General features: G+C 73.7%; 10 protein-coding genes. 6 read left to right on the top strand and 4 right to left on the bottom strand.

Annotated elements, in window-relative coordinates; all coding sequences use genetic code 11:
- The first annotated feature begins 136 nt into the window (after positions 1–136).
- Complete coding sequence (locus HF995_RS12470; RefSeq protein WP_168448124.1) at positions 137–631, top strand: inorganic diphosphatase; 495 nt, start codon at positions 137–139, stop codon at positions 629–631.
- A 106-nt stretch (positions 632–737) separates the two neighbouring features.
- Here HF995_RS12470 and HF995_RS12465 read toward each other — a convergent pair whose 3' ends face one another.
- Positions 738–2,183, bottom strand: coding sequence for a C40 family peptidase (locus tag HF995_RS12465; protein WP_168448123.1), 1,446 nt, complete (start codon positions 2,181–2,183; stop codon positions 738–740).
- Positions 2,184–2,624: 441 nt separating this feature from the next.
- Here HF995_RS12465 and HF995_RS12460 point away from each other — a divergent pair, with 441 nt between their 5' ends.
- Both HF995_RS12460 and metX read left to right on the top strand, forming a co-directional pair.
- A complete protein-coding gene (locus HF995_RS12460; protein WP_168448122.1) occupies positions 2,625–3,962 on the top strand; it encodes a bifunctional o-acetylhomoserine/o-acetylserine sulfhydrylase in 1,338 nt (445 codons plus the stop codon).
- 128 nt (positions 3,963–4,090) lie between these two features.
- Positions 4,091–5,362 carry a homoserine O-acetyltransferase MetX gene (gene metX, locus HF995_RS12455; RefSeq protein WP_286189609.1) on the top strand — a complete coding sequence of 424 codons (1,272 nt, stop codon included), beginning with the start codon at positions 4,091–4,093 and terminating at the stop codon, positions 5,360–5,362.
- On the opposite strand, the gene HF995_RS12450 is transcribed toward metX, so the two are convergent.
- Positions 5,322–6,338 carry a hypothetical protein gene (locus HF995_RS12450; RefSeq protein WP_168448120.1) on the bottom strand — a complete coding sequence of 339 codons (1,017 nt, stop codon included), beginning with the start codon at positions 6,336–6,338 and terminating at the stop codon, positions 5,322–5,324. The two genes, metX and HF995_RS12450, sit on opposite strands and share 41 nt — an antisense overlap.
- A gap of 158 nt (positions 6,339–6,496) precedes the next feature.
- Here HF995_RS12450 and HF995_RS12445 point away from each other — a divergent pair, with 158 nt between their 5' ends.
- The 3 genes from HF995_RS12445 to HF995_RS12435 are packed head-to-tail and all read left to right on the top strand — an operon-like array spanning position 6,497 to position 9,212.
- A complete protein-coding gene (locus tag HF995_RS12445; protein ID WP_168448119.1) occupies positions 6,497–7,228 on the top strand; it encodes a maleylpyruvate isomerase N-terminal domain-containing protein in 732 nt (243 codons plus the stop codon).
- Positions 7,229–7,275: 47 nt separating this feature from the next.
- Entirely contained in the window at positions 7,276–8,232 is a 957-nt protein-coding gene (locus HF995_RS12440) for a zinc-binding dehydrogenase (protein WP_168448118.1), read from the top strand.
- On the top strand, positions 8,229–9,212 hold the full coding sequence (locus tag HF995_RS12435) for an alpha/beta hydrolase (RefSeq protein ID WP_168448117.1): 984 nt from the start codon (positions 8,229–8,231) through the stop codon (positions 9,210–9,212). The genes HF995_RS12440 and HF995_RS12435 overlap by 4 nt, the downstream gene beginning before the upstream one ends.
- A 31-nt stretch (positions 9,213–9,243) precedes the next feature.
- On the opposite strand, the gene HF995_RS12430 is transcribed toward HF995_RS12435, so the two are convergent.
- Both HF995_RS12430 and HF995_RS12425 read right to left on the bottom strand, forming a co-directional pair.
- A complete protein-coding gene (locus HF995_RS12430; RefSeq protein ID WP_168448116.1) occupies positions 9,244–10,755 on the bottom strand; it encodes a restriction system modified-DNA reader domain-containing protein in 1,512 nt (503 codons plus the stop codon).
- A gap of 107 nt (positions 10,756–10,862) precedes the next feature.
- Positions 10,863–13,793 (bottom strand): FAD-binding and (Fe-S)-binding domain-containing protein, encoded by a 2,931-nt coding sequence (locus HF995_RS12425; protein ID WP_350308894.1) that lies wholly within the window; start codon positions 13,791–13,793, stop codon positions 10,863–10,865.
- Positions 13,794–13,977: the final 184 nt, after the last annotated feature.

Here is a 13,977-nt window from a genome sequence, read left to right as displayed (position 1 = left end):
ACATACGCTGTCCGTGCGTCACACTAGAGCAGAGCCGCGGGAGGCTGGATCTGCGACGACGCGGACCGCCCCCGCACACGAGTCGATACGCGCCCGGACTGGCACGCACGCCAGCCGTGGCACTTGGAGGAGAGCTGTGGAGTTCGACGTCACGATCGAGATCCCCAAGGGGCAGCGCAACAAGTACGAGGTCGACCACCACACCGGCCGCATCCGCCTCGACCGCATGCTGTTCACGTCTACCCGTTACCCGGACGACTACGGCTTCATCGAGGGCACCCTCGGCGAGGACGGGGACCCGCTCGACGCGCTCGTGCTCCTCGAGGAGCCCACGTTCCCCGGCTGCCTGATCCGCTGCCGCGCGCTCGGCATGTTCCGCATGCGCGACGAGGCGGGGGGCGACGACAAGGTCCTGTGCGTGCCGACGGGTGACCAGCGCGCCGCGTGGCGCCAGGACATCGACGACGTCTCGGACTACCACCGTCTCGAGATCCAGCACTTCTTCGAGGTCTACAAGGACCTGGAGCCTGGCAAGTCCGTCGAGGGCGCCCACTGGGTCGGCCGCGACGAGGCCGAGGCTGAGATCGAGCGGTCGCGCCAGCGAGCGATCGACTCCGGCTACACGCACTGACCTTCCGGGGCTGCGCCCCGCACGACAGATCGCCCGTCCGCACACGTCTGGTGTGCGGGCGGGCGATCTGTCGTTCAGGGGTGCGAGTCTTGCCGGGGTCTGCGGTTCAGGGACGCCCGGCGTAGGCCATGGTTCCGGCATAGCGGACCGGGGTCACCCGGAGCGGGACACCGGGGCGCGCGGCCTCGACCATCATCCCGCCGCCCGCGTACATCGCGACGTGGTGGATGGTGGCGGGGTTCGAGGTGTCGGTCGCCCAGAAGATCAGGTCGCCGGGACGCATCTGGGCGTAGGTGATCTTCTTGACGTACTGGTACTGCGAGCGCGAGGTGCGCGTGATCCCCACGCCCTGGCTCGCCCACGCGGTCATCGTCAGCCCAGAGCAGTCGTACGCGTCGGGACCTGTCGAGCCCCAGCCGTAGGGGAGCCCCACGCGCTTCTTCGCCCACTTGACGGCGGCGGCACCCTGAGCAGCCGTGCCGACGGACCGGCCGGTGCCGAGGTCAGAGCTTGCCGGGGGCGGCGTGGGCGCCTGGGTGGGCGCCTGGGTGGGCGCCTGGGTCGGTGCCTGCGTGGGCGCCTGCGTCGGGCTCTGCGTGGGCGCCTGCGTCGGGGTCTTGGTCGGGGTCTTGGTCGGCTTCTTCGTCGGCGCCTTGGTCGGGGTCGACGTGGGCGCCTTCGTCGGCGTGGCCGTCGGGGTCTTCGTGGGTGTCTTCGTGGGCGTCTTCGTCGGAGCCTGCTCGGGCTCGCGCTCGCGCTCACGCTTGGCAGCAGCCTCCTCGCGCTGCTTGCGCTCCGCGTCGAGGGCGTCCTGGCGTTCCTTCTCGAGCGTGGTCGTCGTGTTGCGTGCTGCGGCGAGGCTCGCGATGAGGGCGCTGCGACGCGACTCTCCCTCGACGAGCGCGGCGTCGGCCTCTTCCTGCTTCTGCTGCGCCGTGCGGTAGGCGGTGTCGGCCTTCGACGCGGCTCGGGTCGCGGTGGCGAGCGACTCGTCGGCCTGCTGCTGGAGGTTCTTGGCGACGAGCGAGTCGGCGCGGTACTGCTGCACCGCGGTGTCCGCGACCGAGCCGACGACGCCGAGCGAGCTGGTGCGCTCGATGACCTCGGTGATGCCGTCCGCTGAGAGGACCGCCTCGAGGTTCTTGATGGCGCCGCCGGAGCGGTACTGCTCGAGCGCGACGCCGACGAGGATCTTGCGGGACGCCTCCATGCGGTCGAGCGCGGTCGAGAGCCGCGCTGTCGCGGCGTCGGCCTGCTTCTGCGCGGACTCGAGCTCGACGGTGGCCGTGAGGTACTCCTCGCCGGCGGTCGCGGCGGCGTCCACGGCGGCCTGCGCGGTGGAGCCGAGCGTCGCGAGCTCGACCTCCATCTGCGCGACGGTGCCCGCGAGAGCGTCCTCGTCCTGGCGTGCCTTGTTCACGTCGTCTGACGACGGCGGCGTGGGGTCGGCGATCGCCGGCACAGCCGCGCCAAGGCTCAGCAGCAGCGCTGAAGAGGCCAGGACGGCGGCGCCGCGCACCCGACGGGTGCGCTTGCGGGCGGGACGAAGCATGGACGACCTCCAGGACGTGAGCAGCTCGAGGCTATCTGCCCCACGGCCTGTTGGGAACACCCGCCCCAGGAATCACTTCAGTCACACGTGTCACAACAGTCACACCAGCCACTTCTGTCACTTCCCGTCCGGCCCGTCGGGGGACCCGTCTCACCATTGACCAGATCGTGAGACACCTGTATCGCCGACCGATCGACCGCCCCTAGAGTCAGCCGCATGAGCCGTCGAATGTGTAGCTGACCAGCCGCACATCCGCATGCCCGGACAGCCGGACGGACGTCGTCGCCGACGCTCCCCGTCCCGCCACCGTGGCGACGCGCAGGTGCGGACCACGCCCCCTCCCTCACGAGCGGCGGAAACCCACCTGGCTCTCAGCTCCCGACGCGCCGAGCCCAGGCCCCCGCTCCGCAGGACCCGCCACAACAGTCCCAGGAGCCACTCATGAGCAACCCCGCCAGCTGGTCGTTCGAGACCCGCCAGATCCACGCCGGCCAGACGCCCGACCCGACCACCGGCGCACGCGCCCTCCCGATCTACCAGACGACCTCGTTCGTCTTCCCCGACGCCGACACGGCAGCCGCACGGTTCGCGCTCGCCGACCTCGGCCCCATCTACACCCGCATCGGCAACCCGACCCAGGGCGCCGTCGAGGACCGCATCGCCTCGCTCGAGGGCGGCGTCGCCGCACTCCTCGTCTCGTCCGGCCAGGCGGCGGCCCACCTCGCGATCCTCAACATCGCCGAGGCCGGCGACCACGTCGTCGCGAGCCCCTCGCTCTACGGCGGCACGTACAACCTGCTGCACTACACGCTCAAGAAGATCGGCATCGAGACGACGTTCGTCTCCGACCCGCACGACGCGCAGGCGTGGCGCGACGCGGTCCGCCCCAACACGAAGCTCTTCTTCGCCGAGACGATCCCGAACCCGCGCGCCGACGTCCTCGACATCGAGACCGTCGCGAGCGTCGCCCACGAGGCCGGCGTGCCGCTCGTCGTCGACAACACGGTCGCGACCCCCTACCTGCTCAACCCGCTGCGGTGGGGCGCGGACGTCGTCGTCCACTCCGCGACGAAGTTCCTCGGCGGCCACGGCACCGCGATCGGCGGGGTCATCGTCGACGGCGGCTCCTTCGACTACGCACAGCACCCCGAGCGCTTCCCGAACTACAACACCCCGGACGAGAGCTACCACGGCCTCGTCTACGCGCGCGACCTCGGCGTCGGCAGCCAGTTCGGTGCGAACCTCTCGTTCATCCTCAAGGCCCGCGTCCAGCTCCTGCGCGACCTCGGGGCCGCGATCAGCCCGTTCAACGCGTTCCTCATCGCGCAGGGCATCGAGACGCTCTCCCTGCGTCTCGAGCGCCACGTCGAGAACGCGACCAAGGTCGCGGAGTACCTGGAGGCGCGCGACGAGGTCCGTAAGGTCCACTACGCCGGTCTGCCGTCGAGCGAGTGGCACGCGAACGCGCAGAAGTACCTCCCGCGCGGCGCCGGCGCGGTGCTCGCCTTCGAGCTCGACGGCGGCGCCGAGGCCGGCAAGGCGTTCGTCGACGGCCTGAGCCTGCACTCCAACCTCGCCAACATCGGCGACGTCCGCTCGCTCGTCATCCACCCGGCGTCGACGACGCACTCGCAGCTCACGCCCGAGCAGCAGGCCTTGTCGGGCGTCACGCCCGGCCTCGTCCGCCTGAGCGTCGGCCTCGAGAACATCGTCGACATCCTCGCGGACCTTGACGCCGGCTTCACGGCGGCCAAGGCCGCGATCGAGCAGGGCGCCTGATGTGTCCCGGTGCGGCGCCGGGCGCCACCGTCTCCACCCCTTCAGCCCCGCGTCCGGACTCCGGACGCGACGGCCACAACGTGGACACGTCGCGCCCCGGCGCCGCACCGGCCCTAGATTCCCGTGACATGAGGACCGACGACGCATCGGCGCGCCCCGGGCCCCGCCCGTCCGTGCGCCGAGGAGCACCCGCCTTCGCGGGCGCCCCCCAGCGCCTCGCCGCGTTCCCGCCCCGCACCCCGCTCCCGACCGCGCCCGTGCCCGCGACCGGCGCCTGGCGCCCCGGCGACGACCCCGGCCGCCGCCAGCTCGTCGACGTCGGCGACCTCGACCTCGAGTCCGGCCAGGTCCTCCCCGGCGTCACCGTCGCCTACGAGACGTGGGGCGAGCTCGACGCCGACGCCTCCAACGCCGTCCTCGTCCTGCACGCCCTCACCGGCGACTCGCACGTGACCGGCCCCGCCGGCCCCGGACACCCGAGCGCAGGCTGGTGGCAGGACATGATCGGCCCCGGCGCGCCGATCGACACCGACACGTACTTCGTCGTCGCCCCCAACGTCGTCGGCGGGTGCCAGGGCTCGACCGGGCCCGCGTCCGACGCCCCGGACGGCCGCCCGTGGGGCAGCCGCTTCCCCGACGTCACCGTCCGTGACCAGGTCGCCGCCGAGATCCGGCTCGCCCAGAGCCTGGGCATCCGTTCGTGGCGCTTCGTCGTCGGCGCGTCCATGGGCGGGCTCCGCGTCCTCGAGTGGGCGCTGCTCGGCCCCGAGCAGGGCGTCGACGTCGCCGCGATCGGCGTCATCGCCTCCGGCGCACAGACGACCGGCGACCAGATCGCCTGGGCCCACCCGCAGATCGCCGCGATCCTCGCCGACCCGGGCTTCCGCGGCGGCGACTACTACGACGCGCCCGACGGCGACGGCCCGCACGTCGGCCTCGGCATCGCGCGGCAGATCGCCCACGCCACGTACCGCAGCGCCGCAGAGCTCGACCAGCGCTTCGGCCGCATCCCCCAGGGCGGGGAGGACCCGCTGCGCGGCGGTCGCTATGCCGTGCAGTCGTACCTCGACCATCACGCCCACAAGCTCGCCCTGCGGTTCGACGCGAACAGCTACCTCGCGCTCACGCAGTCGATGCTCACGCACGACCTCGGCCGCGACCGCGGCGGCGTCGAGCACGCGCTCTCGCTCGTCACGGCCCGCGCGCTCGTCGTCGCCGTCGACTCCGACCGGCTGTTCCTCCCCGCCGACTGCGCTCGCCTCGCCCGACACCTGCCCGGTGCAGGCCCGCTGCGGACGCTGCGCTCGGAGCACGGCCACGACGGGTTCCTCATCGAGTTCGACCAGCTCGGCCCGATCGTCACCGAGTTCCTCGCGACCGAGGCCGTCCGCGGTCGCTGAGCACCCCGGGTGCACGGCCGAGCACGGCCACGACCGCCACCGCGAGCAGCACGCCACCACCGATCCACAGCCCCGGCGCGACCGCGCTGCGGAGGCTGTCCGCGAGCACCTCGCCACCGCGCGCGACGACGAGCCCAGCGAGGCCGTCCGGATCGTCCAGCTCGCGCTGCAGGACAGCAGGGACCGTCCCCGCGAGCGCCCGTGCCACCGCGGTCGCCACGACGAGCCCCGCACCGATGACCGCACCGACGAGGCCGCGTCGTCGTGCCGCGGTGACCGCCCCCGCCCCAGCCAGAGCCACGACGCACCAGCCCCACACGCGCACCGCGCCCGCCCACCGGTATGCCGTCCGGGCCTGCGCGACCTCCTCCCGGTCGAGCACGACGACCGTCAGGTCGACGCGGCCGAGCACGTCCGGGACCGGCAGCCGCTCGGCCTCGAGGCGCGCCGCGACCTGGTCGGCCACCGCACCGAGATCGAGCAGCACCTCGCCCGACGCCGACACCCCGGCCACGCCCGTACCTCCCACCGACGCGGGCGCGTCCGTCGTCAGGACCCACCGCAGCCCCTCGTGCATCCGTCGGTTCGCGCCGTCCCAGGTCGCCGACGCGGCGTCCGACACGAGCGCGCGCTCGACGCCGTCGCGCACCGTCGCCCGCAGCAGCGAGGTCGACGCCGCCACGAGCGCCTCACGGACCCGGTCGGCATGCCCGGCAGGTCCCAGCGTCGCGTCGAGGGAGCGGCGCACGAGGGCCTCGACGTCGACCGCGCCCAGCAGCCTGTCGCTCACCTCGGCTGACGCGACCGACCGCACCTCGGGGTCGTCGGCGATCCTCGCCATCGCCGACGAGTAGGCGTCCGGGTCGCTCACGACGCGGTGGGCCCAGCCCGCCGCGAGCGTGACCGGCACCCCGAGGACCGCCACGGTCACGAGGACCACGACGAGCGCGCGACGCACGACCGGGCTCGCTCCCATGTGCCCAACCTAGAGCCGTCCCCCTGCGCCGAGGTAGGGGTGCGCACGCGAGACAGGGGCTCTGAAGGCCCTACCTCGCGAGCGGCCCCCTCCGTCGCGAGCACGCCCCTACGTCGAAGCACCGGACGTGCGTGGGAGCCGATGGCAGGATTGGCGTCATGACCACGCCCCTCGCCGATGTCGCGGCCGCCCTCAACCGCCAGTGGGACCTCCTCGAACGGTGGCTCGAACCGCTCGGCGACGACCTGCTCGGCACCGCCGACCAGCCGAGCGCGCTGCCCGGCTGGACCAACGGCGAGCTGCTGGCCCACCTCGGCCGCGCGATGAGCGCCGTCACCGCCGCGATGCCCTGCCCTCCCGGCAGCCACCCGCTGAGCCTCGCCGAGTACCTCGGCACCTATCCGGGCCGCGCCCAGGAGATCACCGACACGACGAAGGACCTCGCTCACGAGATCGCCGCGACGCCGCAGGCGACCGTCCGCGAGATGGCGCACGACGCGCTCGAGCACCTCGTGGCGCTCGGCGACGACGGCGACCGCGTCGTCCAGGCCCGCCGCGCGCCGATCAAGCTGCGCGAGCTCGCCGTCTCCCGCCTCGTCGAGCTCGTCGTCCACGCCGACGACCTCGTGACGTCCCTGCACGGCACCGTCGACTCGACCGGTCCCGCCGACCCGCGCGACCCCGAGGCGACCCGCATCGTCGCGGACGAGCTCCTCAAGATCGTCGTCACGCGCGGCGGCTGGTCGCTCGAGGTCGTCGAGCCGCTGCTGTGGGTGCGTCTCGCGAGCGGCCGCCAGCCGTACGACGTCGACGCCCTCGCCCGCGCGCTGCGCACGGGCGACACCGCGACCGGCGTCCCCGACCTCGGCAGGATGCTCCCGCTGTTCTGAGCCGCGCCGCCCCTGGCGCGGCAGGACCGGGTCGGTATGTTAGGGACATGCTGGCTGCCTACGCTGCGTCGACGTCCCCCACCGATCCCCTCAGCGGCCTCGTCGTCGGGGAACGCCCCGCGCCCGAGGCGCGCGAGAACTGGACGGTCGTCGACGTCCGTGCCGCGTCCCTCAACCACCACGACCTGTGGTCGCTGCGCGGCGTCGGCCTGCCCGACGAGGCGCTGCCGATGATCCTGGGGACCGACGCCGCAGGCGTCACCCCCGACGGTCGCGAGGTCGTCGTCCACGGCGTCATCGGCGCCGACGGGCACGGTGTCGGGCCGCGCGAGCGCCGCACGCTCCTCTCGGAGAAGTACCCCGGGACGCTCGCCGAGCAGGTCGCCGTCCCGACCGCCAACCTCCTCGACAAGCCCGCCACACTGTCCTTCGCCGAGGCCGCATGCCTCCCGACCGCCTGGCTCACCGCCTACTCCCTGCTCTTCCGCGCGTCCGAGCTGCGCCCCGGAAGCAGCGTCCTCGTGCAGGGTGCGGGCGGCGGCGTCTCGTCGGCGGCGATCGCGCTCGGCGTCGCCGCCGGCCTCGAGGTCTTCGCGACGAGCCGCTCCGCCGAGAAGCGCGAACGCGCGGCCGCCCTCGGCGCGACCGCCGTCGAGCCCGGTGCCCGCCTCCCCCGCCGCGTCGACGCCGTCGTCGAGACCGTCGGTCGCGCGACGTGGGCGCACTCCGCCGCGAGCGTCCGCCCCGGCGGGACCATCGCCGTCGCCGGCGCGACGACGGGCGACGCCGACGCCGCCCAGCTCACCCGCATCTTCTTCCAGGAGATCCGCGTCCAGGGCGTGACCATGGGCAGCCGCGACGACCTCGCCGCGCTGCTCGCATTCCTCGGGACGCACGACCTGCGCCCCACGATCGCGCTCGAGGTGCCGCTCACCGACACGGCGCGCGGGATCGGGCTCATGGCCGAGGGCACCCAGTTCGGCAAGGTCGTGGTCCTGCCGTGAGCCCGCGCCGCTACCCGCCCGGGTGGCGGCAGGACGTCCTCGGCCCCGACTTCCGGGCTCTCGACCTGGACCTGGCCGCCGACGACGAGGGCGACGTCGTCGCGACCCTCGTCCGGTTCGCGCCGGAGCCCGACCCGTACCCGCGCCCCGCTCGCGCCGTGCTCTACCTGCACGGCTGGTCCGACTACTTCTTCCACACCGGGCTCGCCGCGTACTGGCACGCCCAGGGCGTCGCGTTCTATGCGCTCGACCTGCGCAAGTACGGTCGCTCGATGCGCGCGCACCAGACGCCCGGGTACGTCGAGGACCTCACGACGTACGACGAGGACATCGCCGCCGCGCTCGACGTCGTGCGCGCCGAGCTCGGGGCGCACGCGTCGCTGCTGCTCATGGCGCACTCGACCGGCGGCCTCACGGCTGCCCTGTGGGCGGACCGGCACCCGGGGATCGTCTCGGGGCTCGTCCTCAACTCCCCCTGGCTCGAGCTGCAGGGCTCCTCGGTCGCGCGGACCGTCTCCGCCCCCGCGATCGCTCAGCTCGCCCGCTTCCAGCCGCGCACGGCCCTGCCGAACATCGACCCCGGCTTCTACTCCCGGACCGTCGACCGCGCCTCCGGCGGCGAGTGGGACACGGACCCACGGTGGCGCCCGACGCCGTCGTTCCCCGTGCGGGCCGGATGGCTCAACGCGATCCTCGTCGGCCACGCCGCCGTCGCACGCGGGCTCAGGCTCGACATCCCCGTGCTGACGCTCCTGTCGGGACGCTCCGCGATCAGCCCTCGCTGGAGCGAGGACATGCGCGAGGCCGACGCCGTGCTCGACGTCGAGGCGATCGCGCGACGCGTGCCGAACCTCGGGAACGTCGTCACGCTCGTCCGCATCCCCGGCGGCATCCACGATCTCGCGCTCTCACGCCCCGGCCCGCGGGCCGCGTTCTACGAGCAGATCACCCGGTGGGTCGTCGCGTACGGGTGGCAGTGAGCCCCCACCCCTGAGCCACGGTGCGGGCTGGTCAGCCCTGGGCGCGCAGGTCGCGCAGCGTCGGGCCGGTCTCCTCGCCGACGCGCCACGCACCCCAGCCGTCGACCGTGTGCTCGGCGTCGGACACGATCGTCGCGGCGACGTCCGGGGACATGAACCGGCGGCCGTCCGGCAGCTCGATCACGCCGTCCGGGTGGAGCGTCACCTCGAAGCGCTCGTTGCGCCGGTGCCGGACCCACAGGAGCGGCGTCGGCTCCTCGAGGCGGCCGGCAAGCTTCTTCAGCGCGGCGTCCCGCCACCCCTGCGGGATCGGCTGGCGCGGGCCGCGCGGCGGCGGCGTGGGCTCCGTGACCGAGCCGTACGACATGGCGGCGGCATAGCTGCGCGACGACTCGCGCAGCGTAGACAGGTCGTTCGGGTTCGTGTCGATCGACGTCTCCTCGACCGACGCGAGCCGCGCGCGCGACCGGGCACCCGCGAACGCTGCAGGGTGCGTCGCCGCACCCGTCACGGACGGCGTAGGACCCCCGAGACGCGGAGTCGTCGACGATCCTGCGCCGGAGGCTCCGAGGGTGACCGTCCGCTTGGCGCGGGCGGTCGGTGAGACGACTGCGGCGGCCGATCCCCGCGGGTCGGCGACAGGACGAACGCCGACGCTGGGCGCGGGCACCACCGGGGCGACCGGGTTCGGATCCACCTCGATCGCGGACCCGGGTGCGAGCGCCGGGACGGACGCGAGGGCCACGCCGGCAGGGACGTGAGCCATCGCAGCGGCGTAGCCGGCGGCGGCCGTCGCCTGGACGGCTGCGGCGGGCGCGACGGCGGCAGCGCCACCGCCGACCGGCATGCGCGCAGGCGCAGGTGTGTCCGGGCCGGCGGGTGCCGACGCGGCGGGCGCGTGCGCGGTCCGGGCGGACGGCGACGAGACGGACGAGGCCGCCGACGGCATCGACTCCATGCCACGCGGGCCGCGGGCGCTGTCTCCGAGCGGCGACACGTCGACGTAGCGGCGCCCGTCGGGCGCGCGGACCACGCCGAGACGGAACACGTCGACCTGCATGCCGGGCTGGCGCAGGAAGTCCAGCGCGTCGACCGTCGTCAGCCCTGCGGACGCGCACACGAGCACGAGACGGACGCCGCCCGTGCGCACGTGCGGCTGCGTCGCGCCGAGCGACGGGACACGGGCGAGGAACATCGCGTGGTCGGTGCCGAAAGCCTCAGGCCCGTGGTCGTAGCCGGCGACGAGCTCGCCGCGCGACTGGCCGCCCGCTCGACCCGCGCGGCCGAGGGCCGCGACGAGCGCCGAGTCGTCGAGCATGCCGACGAGCTCGACGACCACGACCGCACCGTACGCGTCGAGCGCTGTCAGGTAGGGGGCGTCCTCGTCGGGCAGCGCGTGGTGCACGGGCATGACGGGCTCGCCGAGGAGGGAGTCCAGGTGGTGCTCGACGACGCTGCGAGCCTCGGGCAGGAACGCGACGGGCGCAGGCTGCATCGACGGCACGGGAACGACCCGGTCCGACTCGATCTCATAGATGGGCAAGGCACTTCCCCCGAACTCAGCTCGAGCGCCGTACGTGTCCCCCCGGACCGGTCGCTCGTGGTCATGCTACGAGGAAAGTCAACGCACGGGAAGGATGAAGCCGGGCCTCACAGGTGCTCGGCGAGCAGCTCCGCGAGCGCCTTGCCGTGCACGTCCGCGAGCCCGAGCGCCTGGGTGCGGCACGAGTAGCCGTCGGCGACGTACGTGTCGCCGTCGGCCATGTCCCGCAGGGCTGGGAGGAGCGAGTTCTCCGCGACCTGCACCGACACGTCGTAGTGGCCCTTCTGCATGCCGAAGTTGCCGGCGAGGCCGCAGCAGCCGGCGAGCGTCGTGATCGTCGCGCCCGCACCGCGCATGAGCGCCTCGTCCGCGGCGAAGCCCATGACGGAGTGCTGATGGCAGTGCGGCTGCACGACGGCGGTCACGTCGGACAGGTCCGGCACCTGCCACACAGCGGGGTCGGGGCCGAGCGGCGCGGGCGCCGTGAGGAGCTCGGCGAGCGTGTGGGTCGCACGGGCGACGGCGTGGGCGCGCGGGTCGTCGGGCAGGAGCTCGAGCAGGTCGGAGCGCAGGACGCCGGTGCAGGACGGCTCGAGGCCGACGATCGGCACGCCGTTGACCGCGAACGGGCCGAGGACGCCGAGGAGGTTCTCGAGGCGCTTGCGGGCGCCGTCGAGCTGGCCGGTCGAGATCCAGGTGAGGCCGCAGCACGCCTCGTCCTCGGGGATGATCACGTCGTATCCCGCGGCGACGAGCACCCTGACCGCTGCCTCGGGGACGCTCGGGGCGAGGGTGTCGCTGAAGGAGTCGGTCCACAGCACGACCTGCGTGCGGGAGCGCACGCCGGGAGCCTGCGGCTGGTCGCCCGCGACGCCCAGGACGCCCGTCGCGGGCCTCACCTCGCTCGACGGGGTCACGCCCAGCTCGGTGCGGCGGCGGCGCCAGGTCTTGCGGAACGGCTCCGTCGCGAAGCTGACCATCGTGCGGCGCGGGTCCATGCCGCCTAGCCTCATGACGGCCTTCGCGACCGGGCGCACACCGAGCACCGCGTTGGCGACCGACGCCAGGCCGGGGACGGCGGTGACGAGGCGCGTCCAGCGCGGCAGCCAGCCGAGCGCGTAGTGGTCGACGGGGCGGACGCGTCCCCGGTAGGTGCGGTACAGCGTCTCGGACTTGAACGCCGCCATGTCGACGCCGGCCGGGCAGTCGCGCGAGCACGCCTTGCAGGAGAGGCACAGGTCGAGCGCCGCGTGCACCTCGGGCGAGCGCCAGCCGCCGCGCACGAGGCGGCCGTTGACCATCTCCTGCAGCACGCGGGCGCGGCCCCGGGTCACGTCGGTCTCGTCCTTCGTGGCCTGGTACGACGGGCACATGAAGCCGCCCGACGCGGAGCTGTCCGCACGGCACTTGCCGACGCCCGTGCAGCGGTGCACGGCCTTCGTGAAGTCGCCGTCGTCGTGCGTGAAGGCGAAGCCCGTGCCCTTCTTCCCCGGCCGGTCGACCCGCACGGGCGCGGCCGCAGGACGGCGCAGGTCCGCGTCGATCGCCGCGGGCCGCACGATGATCCCCGGGTTGAGCAGGTCTGCCGGGTCGAGGAGCGCCTTGAACTCCTCGAACAGCCGGATCGCGTCCGGGCTGTACATGAGCGGCAGCAGCTCGCCGCGGGCGCGCCCGTCGCCGTGCTCGCCCGAGAGCGAGCCGCCGTGCGACGCGACGAGCGTCGCCGCGTCCGTGACGAAGCGTCGGAACACCGCGGCGTCGTGCTCGAGCGGGACGTCGAGGCGCACGTGCATGCACCCGTCGCCGAAGTGGCCGAACATCAGGCCCTCGACGTCGTACGACGCCATGAGCGCCTCGAACTCCCGCAGGTACGTGCCGAGCCGCTCGGGCGGCACGGCCGCGTCCTCCCAGCCCGGCCACGCCTGGTTGCCCGACGGCGTGCGCCCACCGAGTCCGGCTCCGTCAGCCCGGATCTGCCACATGGCACGCGCGTCGGGGCCCGGGGGCAGGACGGTCTTCGCGTCCGTCGATGCCGCGTCCGCGATCGCGTAGGCCTTGCCGAGCGCCTCCTCGACGTCCGCGCCCGTCACCTCGACCATGAGCCAGCCGCCGCCCGGCGGCAGCGGCGGGACGGCGCCGTCGCCCTTGTGGCGGCGCACGACCTCGACGAGTCGCGCGTCGAGCCCCTCGATCGCCAGCGGGTCGAGCGCGAGGAGCGCCGGGACGTCGTCGGCCGCCGTCGCCATGTCCGGGTAGCCGAGGCACACGAGGACAGGCGCCGCGGCCACCGGGTGCAGGCGGACGGTCGCGCCGAGGATCGTCGCGACCGTGCCTTCCGTGCCGACGAGCGCCTTCGCGAGGTCCGTGCCGTTCTCGGGGAGCAGGTGCTCGAGGCTGTAGCCCGAGACCTGCCGGCCGAAACGCCCGAGCTCGGTGCGGATGAGCGCCATGTTCGCGGTGACGAGGTCGCCGAGCCCGGGCACGACGTCGAGCGCGCCCTTCCCTGCGCCCGCCGTGAAGCGGCGTCCCAGACCGTCGACGACGTCGAGCTCGAGCGTGTTGTCGGCCGTGCGGCCGTAAGCGACCGCGTGCGGGCCGCACGCGTTGTTGCCGATCATGCCGCCGAGGGTCGCGCGGTTCTGCGTCGAGGGGTCAGGGCCGAAGCGCAGGCCGTGCGGTGCGGCGGCCGCCTGCAGGCTCGACATGACGACGCCCGGCTCGATGTGCGCGGTGCGCGCCTCGGGGTCGATCTCGTGGATCGTGCTGAGGTGCTTGGAGAAGTCGAGGACCACGCCCGGTCCGACGGCGTTGCCCGCGACCGACGTCCCCGCGCCGCGCGAGGTGATCGGCACGCCGGCCTCGCGGGCGACCTCGAGCGCCGCGAGCACGTCGTCCGTGGAGCGCGGGAAGACGACGACCTGCGGCGGGACGCGGTAGTTCGAGGCGTCGGTCGAGTACTGGGCCCGGCGCAGCGTCGAGCCGTCCACCTCGCCCGAGACCGCGGAGCTCAGCGACGCGACGAGCGCGGAGCTGTCCACGTCGGCGAGAGGCTGGGGTGCTGGTGGGGTCGCGGGGGTCTCGAGGGTGCTGGCCACGCGACCAGTTTCCCACGTCACACCGGCAGACGTTCAGACCTTGGACCCGGTCGTCTCACCGCGACGCAGACGAACGACCGCGGGCGAGCACGGCCGCGGTCGTTCGTGCGCGTCGGGCGACGAAGGG

Source organism: Sanguibacter hominis ATCC BAA-789 (genome assembly GCF_012396185.1).
GTDB lineage: Bacteria > Actinomycetota > Actinomycetes > Actinomycetales > Cellulomonadaceae > Flavimobilis > Flavimobilis hominis.
This window is presented reverse-complemented; position numbering and strand designations above follow the sequence as displayed.